The following is a 17,243-nucleotide window of genomic DNA, read 5'->3' on the forward strand; positions in this document are numbered from 1 at the left end:
CGGATAAAGCGATCTCATGATGATCGCTTCTGAAAACCGCTTAGTCCAATACTTTTGCCGCCACCTCTTTTGTAAACCGAAGGTCGGGAGTTCGATCCTCTCTGCCGGCACCAAATCTTTCAATTGGTTACGTGAATTTCTGTCCTGCCGTCTGCCTTTCACGTAACTTTCGTGTAACGCACCTAGGCAACCATTGGAAACGTGCTTGCTCTGGCAGGTGCAGGTAAAAAGCGGTATTTCGCAAATATACGCCAGATGTCGCAGGTAGAATGCTATAGTGTTACGATGGAGAGCTTGGAGGTTTGGCTAGTGGCAACAGAACCTGAAATGTGGGCGGATTCCGCTCGTCCGAAGGATTTCCCTGCACCACAGGAAACGATTGCTAGAATTGCAAAGGCCACGCATGCATTTCTCGCAGGCGAAACCGATCTCTTGGAAGTTGGTGTCAACGAGCGCAGTTTGACGCACCATCTGGCAGTTCACATCGCGCCCTACTTCGATCAGTGGCATACCGACTGCGAATACAATCGGTTAGGGGACGCGACGAAGAACCTACCTCGGCCGGAGGAACTAATGACATCTCCGGATGATACGTCGGCTCTAACGATCTTTCCCGACATCATCGTCCATCGCAGGCGGACCCACTACAACTGTGCGGTTGTTGAGGTGAAAAAGGCTGGCAATCGGAGGGGACTGGACCTCGACGTAGCGAAGCTCCGCGGTCTCACAATGGCTGGAGACTACGACTACACGGTAGGCCTGCATTTGATTATCGATTGCGCAAGGGCCGTGGTGGCAGATGTTGTGGCCTATCGAGGTGGGGATGTCGATGACGACCTTACTGCCTACGCGCAAGGCCTTTTCATTCAGTAATGTTCGGTATGCAGGAGTAAAGCGTAGTGCAAGGCGACGATGACAAGAAGACGGAAGCGTTGATCAGTCGCGGTTCAGAATGGCATCGGTGGGAGCCGCACATTCATGCGCCTGGCACTATTCTCAACAACCAGTTCGGAGCCACCGATCCCTGGAATTTCTATCTGACGACGCTCGAAAGCGTGACGCCCAAGATTGAGGCGATCGCCGTCACCGAATACTACGTCACCGACACCTACGAGGAATTCCTCAAACACAAAGCTGCTGGCCGGTTGCCCGGTGTAAAGCTGATCTTCCCGAACATCGAGTTGCGCCTCGATGTGGCGGCAAAATCCGGCTTCGTGAACATCCATTTGCTGGTCAGCCCCGAAGATCCGAGCCATGTCGATGAGGTCAAACGCATACTCAAGCGCCTGCAATTTGGCGCGCACAACGATCGTTACGACTGCTCACGCGAAGAGCTCATCAAGCTTGGAAGGCGCGCCGACGCGACAATCATAGATGACGGCGCCGCTCTTCGGTATGGTGCGACCCAGGTCAAGGTCAATTTCGACCTCCTGCGCAAGGTCATCCACGAAAGCGAATGGGCAAAGAAGAACATATTGATCGCCGTCGCCGGTGCCGCCGGTGATGGCACGTCTGGTCTTCGGCAGGCCGCCGACGCCACCATACGCCAGGAAATCGAGAAATTCGCCCATATCATCTTCTCGAGCAGCCCGGCGCAGAGGGAATTCTGGCTTGGCCAGCGGGGCGTGACCGTCGAAGAGCTGCGCTCGAGATATGATGGCTGCAAGCCTTGTCTTCACGGGAGCGACTCCCACGACCAGATATCAGTGGGCCAGCCAGTCGATAATCGGTTCTCATGGATCAAGGGCGGCTTGGAGTTCGATTCGCTTCGCCAGGCTTGTATCGACCCGGAGGGCCGCGCCTATGTCGGCGAGCAGCCGCCGCGGTCGGCAATGCCCTCGCAGGTCATCTCGCACGTCAGGATCGACAATGCGGACTGGGCCACCACGCCTGATATCCCCCTCAATCCTGGTCTCGTAGCAATTATTGGAGCGCGAGGATCGGGCAAAACCGCCCTGGCCGACGTTATTGCGGCAGGTTGCGATGCAATTTCGTCCTCCGGGTGGGATGCGGACGAGAATATCAGCCCGTCCTTCCTGGCGCGAGCCCGCAGGCTGATCGGCAACGCGACGACGACGCTCACCTGGGGCGGCGGCTCGACAGTCACGCGCTCCCTCGACGGCAGCGACGCCAACGGCCATATGACCTTTCCGCGTGCCCGCTATCTCTCCCAGCAGTTCGTCGAAGAACTTTGCTCGGCTAAGGGCGTTTCCGATGGTCTCGTGGACGAGATTGAACGCGTGATCTTCGAGTCGCATTCGCAAGAAGATCGTGATTGGGCAACCGACTTCGCCGAGTTGCGCGACCAGCAGACTGCACGGTTCCAGCAAGCACGCGAGCGCGAAGCCGGCGCGATCTCGGACGTCTCCGACCGCATCGCCAGCGAGTTCGAGAAAGAAAGCCTCGTTGCCACGCTGGCTACGCAGGCCGCACAGAAGAGGAAAATGATCGAGGACTACACGACCGACCGCGCCAAACTCGTTGTCAAAGGAACTGAAGCGCAGGTGGCCCGCCACACCCAACTCAGCGCGGCGGCCCAGAATCTTCGAAACAAGATCCAGGCATTTGGAAATCAGCGCCGCACCTTCGTCGCCCTGCAGGACGAGGCGCGGAGCATGCGTGCCACTGGCGCACCGGAAATGCTCCGTCAAGCCCAGGCGCGGCACGCCAATAGCGGCTTGGACGGCAAGCAGTGGGAGGACTTCCTGCTGATCTACAAGGGCGACGTCGACAAGAGCTTGGCGGGTTACATCGCGTGGGCGGATGGCGAGGTGCGGAAGCTCAACGGTGTCCCGCCGCCGCCTGGCGATCCAAACGTCCCGCTGGTTGCTGACAATGCTGATCTATCGGCACTTCCGCTCGCCCCGATCGTCGCCGAGATGGCACGCCTCGGGACCCTATTTAGCGCTGACAAGCTGGTGCGGGACCAATACACGGCGCTGACCGGCCGCATCGCCCAAGAGAATTCTGCGCTTCAGGCCCTCGAACTCAGGCTCACTGATGCACAAGGGGCGGCAGCGCGACGGAGGGAGCTTCAGAACGAGCGCGATGACACGTACGGACGGGTTTTCGAGGCGATCATAAACGAACAGAACGCGCTTGCCGGTCTCTACGCGCCGCTGATGGCTAGGCTTGCAGCGGCATCGGGCACCCTCAACAAGCTCAGCTTCTCGGTTCGCAGGATCGCCGACGTCGAAACGTGGGGCTCGGTAGCGGAGGAAGAACTCCTCGACAGACGCAAGGCCGGCCCCTTCTACGGCCGCCGCTCGCTCATTACTGCCGCTACGGAGGCACTTAAACCCGCGTGGGAGACGGGCTCGGCGGCGGAGGTTCAGGCTGCGATGACAGCCTTCATTGGAAAATACGCCAATGACCTTCTCTCGCACGCGCCTTATGCGCCCACGCAACAAGCCGAGTTTCGCGCCTGGTCGAAGCAATTCGCGCACTGGCTTTTCGGGACCGACCACATCACCGTTCGGTACGAGATCTCCTATGACGGCGTCGACATCCGGAAGCTCTCACCCGGCACGCGTGGCATCGTCCTTTTGCTGCTCTACCTCGCTCTTGACGATTCAGACGATCGTCCGTTGATCATCGACCAACCGGAGGAAAATCTTGATCCGAAGTCGGTGTTTGACGAGCTGGTGGCGCTGTTCGTCGCGGCCAAGTCGAAGCGACAGGTCATTATTGTTACGCACAACGCCAATCTCGTCATCAACACCGATGCTGACCAGATTATTGTAGCCGAAGCTGGCCCCCATCCGTCGGGCGGTCTACCGCCGATCAGCTATGTGGCGGGCGGGCTGGAAAACGCGGAAATCCGCAAAGCCGTATGTGACATCCTTGAGGGTGGCGAGGCCGCCTTCCGTGAGCGCGCACGGCGGCTTCGTGTTCGTCTTGATCGATAGGTCGGGCAACGATGGTCACAAGGGACACTGCTATCACCGCTCCCCAGCCGCTCTTGGCAACGCTGGCTGAATGCGGTTGGGTCCGCCATGTCGCAGGCGTCGCAGAAGCCGAAGCCATCGTCAGCGAAATCGGCCGCATGGGCGACCTTCTCGGCAGGCGCACTACTGGCCGAGGCGGCGCGCTGCAGGAGTTCGTCCGACCCCAAACGGCCGACCAAGCACATCCTCGATCCTTGAGCGCGCGCTATGGGCTGAACGCTTTGCCGTTCCACGCCGAGCTCAGCCACCGACCGAAACCCTGCCGTTATCTGCTTCTCGGGTGCATCGAGCCCGGTTCGCCCAGCGCGGTGACGATGTTGCTCGATTGGCGAACCCTCGGCTTTTCGCCGGATGAGCTTCACCTTCTCGAAGGCGCTCCGATCCTCGTTCGGAGCGGCCGGCGCTCCTTCTACTCGACGATTCTGTCCCCCGATCGCGCCTTCCTCCGATACGATCCTGGCTGTCTTGAAGCCGTTGATCAGCGCGGGGAGGCAGCTCTGAGGCTTATGGAGCATCGGTTGGCCAGCGGCTCCCCGGAAGTCCACCATTGGCGCCAGGGCGAGATCTTAGTTATCGACAACTGGCGCGTCCTGCATGGGCGCGGGCCGACAGACCAAGGCTCCGGCCGGCGTCTAGCGAGGGTTCTCATTGATGCCTAACGACGTCTTCATTGCTATCAACGGCGACGCGCTACATGCGAAGTCGAAGGTTTATATTAGCCGCGCTCTAACCAGAAAAGCCGCTGGCGAACTCGACGAATACCAGCTTTGGCCTTCGCTCGCACTCGAACTGCTTGGCAAAGCCGCGCTTGCGCGCAAGCACCCGAGCCTCGTTGTGGATCCGACCCACTGGCAGTCCATGTTCGTTGCCGCCGGCATCAATGTTACGACCGATGTGAAAACTATATCTGCAAAAACCTTGTTTGAGCGCCTTGCGCACCTTGTTCCGAGGTTCGACAAGACCATCCAAAAATTCTGCCAAGAGATCGCGGAGCGTCGTAACACGGAACTCCACTCGGCCGACCTCCCATTTCGTACCATGCGGCTCGACGCTTGGTAGGCGCGCTATTGGCATGCATGCGATACGATCCTTCACCAGATGGGAGCTTCGCTGGAGCAGTGGCTGGGCGCCGTCGATGCAAAGGCTCCGCGCCAATTGCTTGACGAGGCTGCCCAAGCCCTTAAGTCGGCGGTCAAGCTTCGCGTCGAGGCTGCCAAGGAACAGTTCGAGGCGTTGAAGAAGGCTGAGCGTGAGCGCTTGGCGGCCGAGGCCCTATTGCGGCAGCCACAGCATCAAAGGGACCTCTTTGCGGCGGACTATGACGGGATTTGGACGGAGAGCTGCCCGGCTTGCAAGTGCCGCGCCTTCACAACCGGTGAGCAAACCGGCGAAGACATCAGCGAGGAACAAGATGAGGGGGTCATCTGGGAGATCGTTGACCGCGAATTCGTTGGCGAAGAGTTCCGCTGCCCGACGTGCGATCTAACGCTTACCGGTAGCGCCGAAATTGAAGCCGCAGGTTTGGACGACATCCATGAAGATCGGCAAGAGCGCGAGATGGAGCATGAGCCTGACTACGGCAATGATTAATGCGCTGACGAATGTTCCCGCACCTGAAGCGACATGACACCGGACCTCATCCTCATTGATCCTGAACTTTGGGCCAAAACGCGCTCAGGTGCTCGCGCAGGCCGCGGTTTCCGATACCAGGATGCGCTCTGCGCTGCATTGGCCGTCGAAGCTTGGGCAGGAGAAGCAGCGTGGAATGCCGTCGTTCCTGAAGGACTTGAGGACGCGACACTGTACGGGCCGGGATTGGAAATTCGCGCTCAGATCAAGTCGCGGCACGATCCTCGGGGGCGCTTCAGCTTGAGTGAAGTGGCCGACTTCGTCGCGAAAATGATGGCCCCATTAGACGGAGTTGCTGACAGCAGCGTTCGATTGGCGCTAATCCTCGAGCGACCTGTAGACGGGCTTGAAGCCAGTGGATGGCTGCAACCATTGGCCTCGACGGGCCAGAAATTCGAAGTGTTAGCCCAGGCGCTGACGGCGGCCTTTGCTCCCCGTACGATCGACACAATCGCTCTACTGGCCAGACTTCACCTTGTGGTATTGCCCGACCCATTGAGTGCGGTGCCATTAGTTTTAGAACGAAAGGGCTCCCTCGACCCTGCCGCTGGTCGCTTGGTCGCCCAAGAGCTTCGCGCCGTCGCAGGTCGTGCCGCAGACGATAATTTCGCGAAACAGCCCCAAGATCCCGCGTCGCTCGGCGCCACAGATGTTCAGCGCCTGATAGACGGTGTCCAGCGCATCCTTGACCCACTAGGCCGCCTCAAACTCGCGGATGATCTTTGTGACGCCGCAAATTTCCACGAAGCGCTCAACGCACCAGACTTCTATAGCGGCATAAACGTCATGCCCGGTCACGTCGGCGCAGGCCTGGTGTTTGAACGACCAACCGAAACCGCTGATATCCTCGAAGCGTTGGAAGCCCAAGGGGCAGTGCTGGTGGCTGGTCCTTCAGGGGCCGGCAAATCTGCACTGACTTGGTTGGCAGCATATCATACCCGACATGCCGTGCGCTGGTATCGCGTTCGCCGCCTCAGCGAGCCGGATGTGCCTAGATTAGTTCAACTGGCTCGCCTTCTTGATGTTAGTCCAGCCCGCCCGGTTGGCTTTGTCATTGATGATGTCGGCCGCACCGGCGCGGCAGGCTGGGATATCCTGGTTTCTGAGGTCCAAGCAATAGCGGGTTTGCTCGTCCTCGGTTCGGTTCGGGAAGAAGACATCTTCCTGCTCGGCACTGCCGCGACAACTCCTACCGTTCGGCCCCATCTCGACGAGCCTCTTGCTGAGCGTCTTTGGGTAGCCCTCTCGGCTCAAGGGGAGGTTGCTTTCTCCCATTGGGTCGAGCCTTTCGAGGACAGCAAAGGCCTTCTGCTGGAATACACCCACCTATTGCAAAGGGGCAGCGGCTTGAGCAGACGCTCACCGAGCAGGTCCGCCGACGCCTATCAGAGAATAGAAATGACGAACTGGAACTGTTGCGACGCATTGCGTTTCCAAGTCGGTATGGTGCGGTCGTAGAGAGCCGATTCATCCGGGAGCACCTCGAATGGGATGGGTTCCGAATGGCGAAGGCCCTCGCGCGTCTCATCGAGGAGCATGCCGTGAAGGAGACGCCAGATGGCGGTCTCGCAGGTTTGCATGAGATCCGGTCCGCCTATCTCGATAACGCTGTCCGAGCTTGTCTCGACATGCCTATGTCCGAAACAATTAGCGAAGCTGCATCGGTCGTCAGCGCCACTCACTTGCCGATCTTTATCGTACGTATCTTGAGAGCTTACCCGGAGGAGCGATCCGAGCTTGTCCGCGCTCTGGCTGACCGTACGGCTCGAGGCGATGTTGCTTCTCTTGGCCCCATACTCCACGGGCTGGGCCTAGCGACTGCCGACATCGTCGCCGCCCATTGGCTAGAAATCTCTCGGCGACTGAACATCGATGATCGGTTCTCCTCACTTATGTTCAACCTGACTGCAGCGTATCCGGTGGAGGGAGACCTACCGCTATTCGCAAAGGTGAGGGAAGCTGGAGCCTCTTTCGCCACCGTCAAAGTCGAGGATCTAAGGGGCAGCTTCCTTGATCAACTTGATGACGCGAGTGGCTTGGACTTGCACACCGACCTGGAGACGCTCCATCGTTTGCAAGCGGCTTTAATGCCGTTGCGAGGTTGTTCCAAGGCGCCCAGCCTCGATTTGCCGGGAGATCAAGATCTGTCGGTGGCACCACTGCTCCCATTGCTCGAATTCATCCGTACGACTTGGGACATAAAAGCTTCTGAGTCCGGCCGCCTTGTTGATTTGGCTGGCGGATCGCTGGCCCTATTGGCGCGTTTGCGTGACGAGATTCCCTGGATCACTTCCCCTCGATTGGTGGAGGTTGAAGGCGAGGAAGGCGGAGGCCGCGAAATCGCCGTGGAGGCCAATGTCCGAGTGATTTCGGACGCCGTGCAGAACGATTTGCATGGCGACGTCGTTCGTCTGTGCGAACTCATGCTGGTCGCGGCGCCGGGGGCCCGAAGGGCGCTGTCCGACACCATATTGCCGGACGGTGCCTCGCTCATGGTGGCGGGACACAGCCTCAATAGCAAACGCATCCCTCGAGAGAGCCTCCCCAGCCCGGCTCGCGTTGCTTGGAACCGCGCTCAGGCTCGAGCCGTGGACCGTCTCGTCGGGGCGCCCCAGGAAACCGGCCGAACCGCCTCCCTGGCGCAACTCATCGAAGAACTAAGTCAGCGACTCGATGAGGCTGCCAACTTATATCTCCGAATGGAAAAAGCCAAAGAGCCTTGGAAACTGCGCGTCAATATCACTGGGATGCTGCGAGACTTCGTGCCGCCGCCGCGCGTCAATGAGGCGATGTCCCATTCCCTCGATCCTGGGTCCTATTCCGGATCCGATTACATGCACAACTTTGCTGCTGATCTGCAGACACTTGTGCTGGAACTTGCTGACGGCACTGACGAGAATGTCAAAGTGAGCGCTATGCGCGTTGTGGACCTTATCGAGACCGCAAAGAAACTCTCCGACCCTGCGCCCTGGCGCATGATTTCGTCTCCGCCGATCCAGGCTATGTCGGATCTTTCAGTTCGTCTCAGGGATATCCGGGCCGTATACGGCCATATTGGCAATGACCCCGATCGCAGGCGTCGGTGGGGGGCGCACTTCAGTAAAACGAGCCGACGTCATTCCGCACTGTCGACGGCTGCCGCCCAATCCCGAATTCAGGCGGACGCTGACCTCGCAGCGAACCGGAAGAATTACGAGGATGCCTTTGCAGACGCCGGATTGACCGTCCGCGTTCATGCACGAGTCCCAGGGAAGGACGCGGGATATGCGTGGCCCCACCTGTACTTCATTGGCCTGGTGGTGACGGACTCGATCGGGGGCTGGATGGCCGATCTCGACCGGTTTAATGCAGTTTGTGAAACCTTGGCGGATGAGCCGAGAATGAGTTGCGCTCCCCTGATCCGCAATCAGATTCCGCCCGTCGCTATGGTGAGGATCGGCAAGGCACTCCTACCAGATCTGAACTTTGCGGAGGAGTGGGCAGCTCACCTCCCATGGCCCATTGTTGATACACCATTGTTGAATCGAGTTACCGGCGCCTTGAGCGATATTTCAGCCGTATCTGCTATGATTCAGGAAAAGGGCATAGAACTCAATCCCGCAGAAGCCATCCATTTCGGGGCCCATCTGAACCGTATTGAGGAGGCCATCGCTTGGTTCGCCACAGCGACAGCGGATAAGCCATCCGCAGCTTTGGCCATGGCAAGTACGGTGATCCTCACCAGCACCCGGCGTATGCAGGAGGAATTCCAGAATTCTGCGGAACGAGGTTCGCTAGCCATCGAGTATGCCCGCCTTATGAAGGGCGAAATCTCGGAATTGACAACTCAGGTCGCAACTTTGCGCATAGCATTGATGGAACACGCCCTTGGGCTTGAGGCTTGGTTAGACTTTTCTGCCCCGTTGGTAGCGGCCGATGCCTAGCCGAACTCAGAGAAACTTCATCCAAAGAGCGTTTTAGCTTACACAAATCGTTGCACATCGCTCCGGAAAATGCCAAATACCGATTTGTAAACAAGATGATGTGAGAAGGCTATTCGGTCTCCAAAACCGCTGATCGTTCGAAGCCTCGCCGTGGTTGCGCAAACATTGCGCTTAGGATGGCCCAACCAGTGTTGCCGCCGTTTGAGCCTCAGCTATGCTGCCTTCGCAGCTTGGATAGTATGAAGCATCTCCGGCTTTAGATGCGTGTAGCGTCTCAACATCTTCCAATCTTTGTGCCCTGTAACCAGCGCTACCTGTTCGATTGTGAACCCAGCTTCGAATAGGCGGCTCGTTCCTTCATGCCGCAAGTCGTGAAAATGAAGGTCGTGGATGCTCAGATCAGCGCACCCTCGACGGAAGGCGGTTCCGACTGACTGATGATTGAATGGGAAAATTCGATCATCGTCATTGCTGCGCCTTGCCTGCTGCTCCTCAACAATAGCCCACGCATCGTATCCAGACGCCGCGAATAGCGGTATGCGCTGATTGTTGCCGTTCTTGTTCCGAGGGTCTTTCCGGTCACGGATGAGAAGCATTCGCGTGCGAGGCTCCAGATCGGACCAACGTGCCTTGCAGATTTCCTCCTGGCGCATCGCGGTTGCGACGGCGAAACGAATGATTTGGCTAACAGGTGCCATCTGACGTGTGTTTGCATCGAAGTGGGCGATTAGTCTATCGAGCTCATCCTGGGTCGGCCGCCTGTCGCGCTCGTGGCCTTTCCCAACCAGACCAAGCCTTTTTAGGGCGATACGCGCGAGATCAACCGGTTCGACCTTTACGGGCAGGCCGTGAACAGCAGCGGCATGAGCCAGAATGAGTTTTACAAAGCCGATGTCGATACCGAGAGTCATCGGTCCAGCACCTTTGGGCGGCTCGATCACGACCAAACCGAATGAGCCGTTCGCGATCGAGGGCCGAGATGTTGCACTTCCCCAGATGTCTTTGGAGCATATTGAGGACTGCGGTCTTAGAGCGGCGAGGGGACTTGCCTACATCGCACATGTCGCCGATATGAAGGTCGATGAGCTCGCCGAAGGTTTTCAGGCGCGCTATACGGGACTTGGTCGGCGTCTCACCGCGATCGACTTGGCGCTCGGTTTCGGTTGCCCAGCGTCGTGCGTCGTCTCGGCGCAAGAAGGTCTCGCTGACGTAGCGACCTTTGCGACGGACTTGGACACGCCAGGACCGGACGAGAGCTTTGTCTAGGTGGCCATTTTTTCGTGTGCGCTCCGTGTGCACTGAGAGATCGAAACGTGGCGAAAAGGGTCGTATTCTGGCGTAAATTCGTGTGCACTCGGCACCTTCTAACGATTTGATGTTAAAGAAAAAATGCTGAAAAATCAAGAGCATAGACTGGCCGTGGCGCCGATGATGGATGGGACAGATAGATAAGTAATATCAGATAGTGGCGGGAAGCCGTGTGCGAAAATCGCACACGAAAGTTCTGCTTCTCTTCTTTTTTCGTTCCCACGACGGAGCCGCCGACAGCCCTATTCGGACGGTCTTTTGCCGACGATATTGACCGCCCCATTGCGGACGTTCGCTGCGATATCCGAGACCCTTGTTGTCCGATGCGGTTTCCATGCCTGGGGTTCCTGGAAGCTTTTCGAACTTTTTGGGTCGGGCCACCGGCCGAACTGTGCGTGCATTTGCGCGAAATGGATATTACCGGACAAGCTTGATCAGCGTGCTCGCTCCTCGGACTGAATGGCCCTGGCCCTGGCGGTTCCTTAGCGTGTCCAGATGTGCGTCACGATTGTCGGAAGCTAGAGCGCACCGATCGACGAGAGGCTGGCGCAACCCCTGAAGCGTGCGCAATAGCTGCGCCAGTGCTGTTTCGACACTCGCGCGTTTTGCTCCCTATCTGTCGAGCGTCGCGGCACACAAGAAGTGCCGGGGGCTCGTTCTGATCCCCAATCCAGCAAGCCTGCATCCTACCCATTAGCATATCGCTTATTGCCAATGTGAAGAGCCGAAATATGGCGAGCACCGACCGATTGTAGTCGTTGTGCTAGGTCTTGGATCCTTCGACATTTTGTGCCGGTTGTCGCCCGGATTCCATATTCAATTTCCCTAAAGTAAGGTATAGTTGGATCGTGCGGGAGAGGGGTCTCTGGCATGATCGACTCGGATGTATTCGACTTCGTCGAGCGTTGCAGGAAGCACACGGCGACCGGGCCGCTTTTGAGCGACCTTCTTGAAACTGTAAAGAGTCTTGGGTTCGAACACCTCATCTTGAGCGGCGTTCCTTTGGGTGGGCAGAAGCTCGCCCCAATGGTGGAATTGAACGGCTGGCCTGCAGGCTGGTTTGAACGCTACGTCGAAGCCGAGCATGCCGCGGTCGACGGCGTTTGCATCTACTCGGCAAAAACCCTGAAGCCGTTCCTGTGGGCAGAAGTCCCTGCAAATTGGTCCGGTACGGAAGGCTCCCGGCGCGTCGCGGGCGAGGCGACGGAGTTCGGCATATCGAGCGGCTTTGCCGTGCCAATGCTCAGCGTCCATCATTGGCAGTCAGTCCTGTCTTTCGCGTCCTCGCAAAAGAACTGCAAGCTGTCTACGCGCCAGCAGGTGCAGCTGGTCACCATGGCGGTCTACGCCGGCATGACGATCCAGGCTCTTTCGAACGACGACGAGGAGCGTGAGAGCCCGCTGACCGATCGGCAAAGGGAAGTACTCCTGTGGGCCGCGGCAGGCAAGACTTCGTCGGAAACCTCGCAGATCCTGGGCTTAACCGAGCGCACCGTCAAATGGCACACGACGCGGGCTCGCGAGGCTTTTGGCGTTGTCACCACCACCCAAGCGGTCGTCGAGGCGGTCCGCAGGCGACTGATTCACCCGTAACTGCGTCAACTGTCCGATCGGACAGGTGACATATATTAGGAAGGCTGCAAGTATTCTCCCAAGAACGATCGGGGGATCGCGCGATGATTACCGCTCATGTCGTCAATGCGCATAACAAGCATCTCTACGAAAACGAATTCGACGAGTTTCTGCGCCGCCGGCACGATTTCTTCGTGCATCAGAAACACTGGCGCCCTCCGAGCCCGGACGGCCGCGAACTAGACCAGTTCGACACGGACGCGGCGACATACCTGCTCGGCATTGAAGACGGCCGCGTCGTGACCTCGGCTCGATTGATCCCGACGAGCGAGCCGCACATGGTCTCGGAGGTCTTTTCCCACATGTGCGAAAAGTCGGGCGTCCCGAGACGTCCCGACTGGGCCGAATGGACCCGGACCTTCGTCGTTCCCGACAAACGCTCGACCGGGCTGCGGGGCACACTGACGCAGCTCTGTTGCGCAGTGATGGAATACGCGCTCGACGAGGGCCTCAGCGCGGTAGGCGGCGTCCAGGAAACCTACTTCATGCCCCACCACGGCGCGCTGAAGTGGCATGCCAAGCCGATGGGCATGGCCAGGGAAGAAAACGGCGAGTGGTACATCGTCGCCTACATCGAGGTGAATGAAGCGGCGCTGGCGAGTGTGCGGAAGATACTCGGCGTCGATCATTCGCTGCTGGTTCGGCGCGGGAGGCAGTTGTCGTTTCTTCAAAAAAGTAGTGATCGTTTTGATATTGTTTCGTGACCGTTCGAAGGACAAGGCACCGGTTAAGTATTCTTAGCGCGAACTGGAGGAAACAAATGAGGTATTTACTCGCAATAGCCGCCACTTTGTTGGCGATGCCAGCTCAAGCTGACATCAGAACATTCATGGATAACTGGGTTCGTCTGGAGCGGCTTGAGATACGACAGGGCAATAACAGTGACTGCGGGGCGAATGATCTGAAGCATGATACCGCAGTTGACAAGGGTTGGACGATGACTTGGCCGGGGACCGGAACCACTGGCGATAGCATTTGCTACCGCCGCGGACGTGAGCCCGACAATCCGACATCGCCGTGGGGTGCTTGGGTGGTTTGCACGGTCGACGGGGACTGCGAGATCGAATGAACTCTAGGAGGAAGAGATGTTACTGCGAGTTTTCGCTGCGCCGACCTTGCTTCTTTTGCTCAGCAGTTTGGCCTGGGCGGAGGGATCGGCGGTCAAGCCCGATGGCGAGTTTGTCATAAAGGATCCCAAGAATCTAAACGAAAAGCCCTTGCCTGACACGCCGGACACGACAGGAGAATTCGGCCAAGGAGGTATGTTCCTCAGTTCGACACCTCAAGCATACGTCAAAACCACAAATTTGCTTTATGAGCGCCGGCTTGGCAGTTGGACCGACCCCCTAACAATGCCGCACAGTCGGGCAGTCTGCGTAAAATGGGCAAAAGGCAACTGGCCCTGGGGCGGTTCATGGAAAACCTGCATTGGCTGGAAAACTCAGTTTCAATTTATGCAGGTTACGTTGAATCTCCGGGTGTCTGTAGAATACCCGGATATTACGCTGGAGAGCATCCGCGAAGCTTCGAATGAGTGTCTTGCTACCGGCGCAGTAGCTGCTGCGTTGTCCGCTATCTATTCAGGAGGTACAGCGGCCAGCGGCGCGTTCGTGGAAACTTACAAGATTTGCATGGAGGTCCACTTTACAAACGCAACTGTACGAGTGGAGACGCCGACCTCGGCTCGCTGGGGCAACTGGACCTGAAGGATAGAAGAAAAACGAGCCCGGTTCTTAGCGGCCGGGCTTTCTATCGGCACCGCAATTGGCCTTCCGAGGCTTCGACCAAACGCGCGCATTGAATAAACGTTCGGAATGTCGGAAACGCCCGTCACTTGTCCTGAGGTAGAAGGCCTTCGGCGCCGTGAAATAACTCCGTTTGCAGGCATATGCGACGCGTATTGTCCACAGATAAAGCTCCGAAGAATCCGAAACATGATTGCCTATCTTCATATTTGTACTTACAAAAATTATAACAAGAGAAATGGAAGCAGCCGTCTCTGACGATTGCTGATGGGGTGGTTTTATGGCAAAGAAATTCCACAAATCTGTCAGCAAGAAGCGAGTGGAAGAGATTATAGAACGATTGGCGGGCAAGGCAGTTCCGCCCACTTTCTTCTCTAAAGACCTCGTGACTACCATGGCTGCGAGAGCTCCCGCTGGTAAGGGCGGGCCTATGGGTTGTTGTGCTATTGTCGTAAACAGCTCAACTCACCTCAGGCCGACTACTCAAGCGGTCTGCGATCAAATCGAGCAGGATTTGAATGGCGCAGGTTCGACACAATGGTTCGCCGATCCTTGTAGGGCTTGGTGATGTTGACGCGCATTGCGATTGCTTCGACAATCTGTAGTTTGGCGTTGGTGGGCTGCGCAAACCCACAGTTTAGCGTCCCGTATACGCAAGCCGGATATCCGGACGCAAGCGACATTAACAAACGCGTTCGCTGCGAGTTGGCGACACTAGTTAGTAAAAAGGACGGTTTTCCGTTCCGACCTGTCCTGCTCCAAGGAAATTATCGGGTCGCCGGCATCCTTTCGTTGGGAAGCAAGCTTAGTGCTGGCGTAAAGCCATCGCTCAGCTTTCCAGGAGCTGGCGCAGTAACGGGTGGAGTTGTGGATATCGACGTGGCCCCCAACGTTGCGCGGACGATAGAGAGGACTGGGGTGACATATTTGAATTATTCGCTGGGCGATATTTACAATCACACAGGGGAAGCCGGTGCCGACTTTACATGTCCGGACGCGACTAGCGATCTGGCAGGGAAGTTGGGCATAGCGGATTTGGTGGCGACCTCCATGCCACTCCCAATTCAGCAGGACGCGGGTGCCCCCGGAGGCCAGTTTGGCGGCACGATTACCTTCACCACGAATGTGGGTGTTACAGGCGGTCCAACTTGGATACTGAAGCACTTCAAGGGTCCAGGAAGCGGTTTTGCGAATGCCTCAAACGAATACACCAACAAACTGACCCTAGCCTTCTTTCAGCAACCACTCGGCAAGACAAAAGCTCAGACTGACAAGTTGATCAGGGCCGAGGCGTTACAGGTCCTTCAGTCAATCATTGATCAGGACACGTCTCGCCAGCTGTCGACGATCATCAATAGCCAGTAATATAGCAAGATGACAGTGTCCTTGATCCGCCGCTCTAAGTCGACAGGGCGGGCCCCCGTGCGAGCTCCAGCCGGCAAAGCCAGAAGCACATGCGTGCCTTCCGCGCGGGATGCGCAAAGGGTTGAAAAGGCTGTTGCCGCCGAACTCGCTTGGCTTTCCGGCCACCGCGAGGAACCAGGTTGGCCTACGCTTCCCCCGTGGCTCACACGCCCCAAACGCTATCTCCAGTTTGCCTGGGTTTACGGCGGCAGAGAGGCCCCGAAAACTGCGTGCAGAGCCGCCTGACGCCTACGCCAGCGAACAGCGATTGGGCGAAATCGTCTCCCACTTGACTCCCTTGACTGTTGGGACGCTTCCGGGCTGGCTCGTGCCGCTGACGGAGCATCTTATGGCATGGACTCTCGCCGCCAACGCGTCGGACGATGAGGAGCGCGAGCCCGAGGGACGGCCATTTACCTGGAACGGAACGTTCTACGACTACCTTGGGATTCTGTGTGCGGCTCTGCCGAATGAACAGGCGATGAAGAGCTTCGTCCAGCCCATCACCGAACTCGGCGATGAGGCATTCCATGATGGCATGGCCAGCCTGCTCAGAGGCTTTGATCGCGCCGCGCTGTCCACCAATGCGACAAAGCCGGCCTATCCGGCGGCCATGCGTATCGCATTGGCCGAGCGGTTGAAGAATACGCGGAATTTCCTGCATTTGAACTGGAGGAAGGAATTCATCACCGAGATCCATGTGACCTTGCCCCCAGTTTCTATCCAGTTTTGAGTTCGTTTCCGGCGTGGGTTGTGCCCTGCTGGGCGGGTGAAGGGACGGGCGCTGGCGCGGAGCCTTTGGCATAGCGCAGCGCGAGCGACCGTCGCGGATTGAAGGTGCCGGCGAACTCGGCCGGTGTCTGCCAGGCGATTTGGGAGTGCGGCCGGGCGGTGTTGTAATCGGCGCGCCACAGGGCGATGGCGACGCGCGCCTGAGCCAGCGAGGTAAACAGCGTCTCGTTGAGCAGTTCATCGCGCAGTCGGCCGTTGAAGCTCTCGATGAAGCCATTCTGCATCAGCTTGCCGGGCGCAATGTAATGCCATTCGACGCGGCTCTGATCCGCCCAGGAAAGGATGGCGTTCGAGGTGAACTCGCTGCCATTGTCGCTGACGATCATCCTCGGCCGGCCGCGCTCGGTAATGAGCCGGTCCAATTCGCGGGCAACCCGCATGCCCGAGAGAGACGTATCAACGATGAGTGCCAGGCACTCTCTCGTGCAGTCGTCGACGACGGCCATGATGCGGAAGCGGCGCCCGTCGGTGAGCTGGTCCGATACGAAGTCGAGCGACCAGCGCTCGTCGGGCCTCAGCGGCACCAGCATCGGCGCCCTTGTCCCGATCGCCCGTTTGCGGCCGCCACGGCGGCGAACGGCGAGCTTCTCCTCCCGATAGAGCCGGAACAGCTTCTTGTGGTTCACGANGCGGCCGCCACGGCGGCGAACGGCGAGCTTCTCCTCCCGATAGAGCCGGAACAGCTTCTTGTGGTTCACGATCAGGCCCTCCCGCCTCAGCATCACGAGAAGACGCCGGTAGCCGAACCGACGACGTTCCTGCGCGATTGCCTTCATCCGCTCGCGAACCTCGCGGTCGTCCGGCCTGCTGGTCTCGTAGCGAACCGTCATGCGGCAACAGCCGATGGCTTTACACGCCCGCCG

General features: G+C 58.1%; 15 protein-coding genes. 13 read left to right on the top strand and 2 right to left on the bottom strand.

Translation table 11 applies throughout. The annotated features are described in order from the left end of the window. The first annotated feature begins 309 nt into the window (after positions 1-309). From X743_RS0137500 to X743_RS139395, 7 genes are read left to right on the top strand one after another with little or no spacing between them, the layout of a single operon-like run. Positions 310-873 carry a hypothetical protein gene (locus X743_RS0137500; RefSeq protein ID WP_156934561.1) on the top strand — a complete coding sequence of 188 codons (564 nt, stop codon included), beginning with the start codon at positions 310-312 and terminating at the stop codon, positions 871-873. A 59-nt stretch (positions 874-932) separates the two neighbouring features. After that, positions 933-3,908 carry a TrlF family AAA-like ATPase gene (locus tag X743_RS139410; protein WP_031258738.1) on the top strand — a complete coding sequence of 992 codons (2,976 nt, stop codon included), beginning with the start codon at positions 933-935 and terminating at the stop codon, positions 3,906-3,908. Positions 3,909-3,961: 53 nt separating this feature from the next. After that, on the top strand, positions 3,962-4,606 hold the full coding sequence (locus X743_RS139405) for a TauD/TfdA family dioxygenase (protein ID WP_245264346.1): 645 nt from the start codon (positions 3,962-3,964) through the stop codon (positions 4,604-4,606). Beyond that, positions 4,599-5,006, top strand: coding sequence for a hypothetical protein (locus X743_RS1000000173785; RefSeq protein WP_023769115.1), 408 nt, complete (start codon positions 4,599-4,601; stop codon positions 5,004-5,006). The genes X743_RS139405 and X743_RS1000000173785 overlap by 8 nt, the downstream gene beginning before the upstream one ends. A 39-nt stretch (positions 5,007-5,045) precedes the next feature. Next, positions 5,046-5,537, top strand: coding sequence for a hypothetical protein (locus X743_RS1000000173790; RefSeq protein WP_023769116.1), 492 nt, complete (start codon positions 5,046-5,048; stop codon positions 5,535-5,537). Between the two features lie 33 nt (positions 5,538-5,570). Beyond that, positions 5,571-7,034 (top strand): hypothetical protein, encoded by a 1,464-nt coding sequence (locus X743_RS139400; protein WP_023769117.1) that lies wholly within the window; start codon positions 5,571-5,573, stop codon positions 7,032-7,034. A 44-nt stretch (positions 7,035-7,078) separates the two neighbouring features. Then, positions 7,079-9,499 (top strand): hypothetical protein, encoded by a 2,421-nt coding sequence (locus X743_RS139395; RefSeq protein ID WP_023769118.1) that lies wholly within the window; start codon positions 7,079-7,081, stop codon positions 9,497-9,499. Between the two features lie 212 nt (positions 9,500-9,711). Here the strand turns inward: X743_RS139395 and X743_RS01000000169645 are convergent, their stop codons facing one another. After that, entirely contained in the window at positions 9,712-10,410 is a 699-nt protein-coding gene (locus tag X743_RS01000000169645; RefSeq protein ID WP_023769119.1) for a site-specific integrase, read from the bottom strand. Here X743_RS01000000169645 and X743_RS1000000173795 point away from each other — a divergent pair. The 6 genes from X743_RS1000000173795 to X743_RS139365 all read left to right on the top strand — a co-directional run bounded on the left by X743_RS1000000173795 (position 10,373) and on the right by X743_RS139365 (position 16,321). Next, complete coding sequence (locus X743_RS1000000173795) at positions 10,373-10,765, top strand: hypothetical protein (RefSeq protein ID WP_245264347.1); 393 nt, start codon at positions 10,373-10,375, stop codon at positions 10,763-10,765. The genes X743_RS01000000169645 and X743_RS1000000173795 overlap by 38 nt on opposite strands. Positions 10,766-11,677: 912 nt before the next feature. After that, positions 11,678-12,400: a LuxR family transcriptional regulator gene (locus X743_RS139390; protein ID WP_023769121.1), complete on the top strand. Its 723-nt coding sequence runs from the start codon at positions 11,678-11,680 to the stop codon at positions 12,398-12,400. An 83-nt stretch (positions 12,401-12,483) separates the two neighbouring features. Beyond that, a complete protein-coding gene (locus X743_RS139385) occupies positions 12,484-13,143 on the top strand; it encodes an acyl-homoserine-lactone synthase (RefSeq protein WP_023769122.1) in 660 nt (219 codons plus the stop codon). A 381-nt stretch (positions 13,144-13,524) separates the two neighbouring features. After that, positions 13,525-14,145, top strand: coding sequence for a hypothetical protein (locus tag X743_RS139375; RefSeq protein ID WP_023769124.1), 621 nt, complete (start codon positions 13,525-13,527; stop codon positions 14,143-14,145). A 606-nt stretch (positions 14,146-14,751) separates the two neighbouring features. Further along, positions 14,752-15,549 carry a hypothetical protein gene (locus X743_RS1000000172555; RefSeq protein ID WP_156934562.1) on the top strand — a complete coding sequence of 266 codons (798 nt, stop codon included), beginning with the start codon at positions 14,752-14,754 and terminating at the stop codon, positions 15,547-15,549. Between the two features lie 307 nt (positions 15,550-15,856). Further along, the gene (locus X743_RS139365) at positions 15,857-16,321 is read left to right on the top strand and encodes a hypothetical protein (RefSeq protein WP_156934563.1); all 465 of its coding nucleotides are present in this window, start codon (positions 15,857-15,859) and stop codon (positions 16,319-16,321) included. On the opposite strand, the gene X743_RS139360 is transcribed toward X743_RS139365, so the two are convergent. Beyond that, the coding region (locus X743_RS139360; protein WP_031258739.1) for an IS3 family transposase at positions 16,308-17,243 on the bottom strand (936 nt) is incomplete at its 5' end. The two genes, X743_RS139365 and X743_RS139360, sit on opposite strands and share 14 nt — an antisense overlap.

It is taken from the genome of Mesorhizobium sp. LNHC232B00 (assembly GCF_000502435.1).
Taxonomy (GTDB): Bacteria; Pseudomonadota; Alphaproteobacteria; order Rhizobiales; family Rhizobiaceae; genus Mesorhizobium; species Mesorhizobium opportunistum.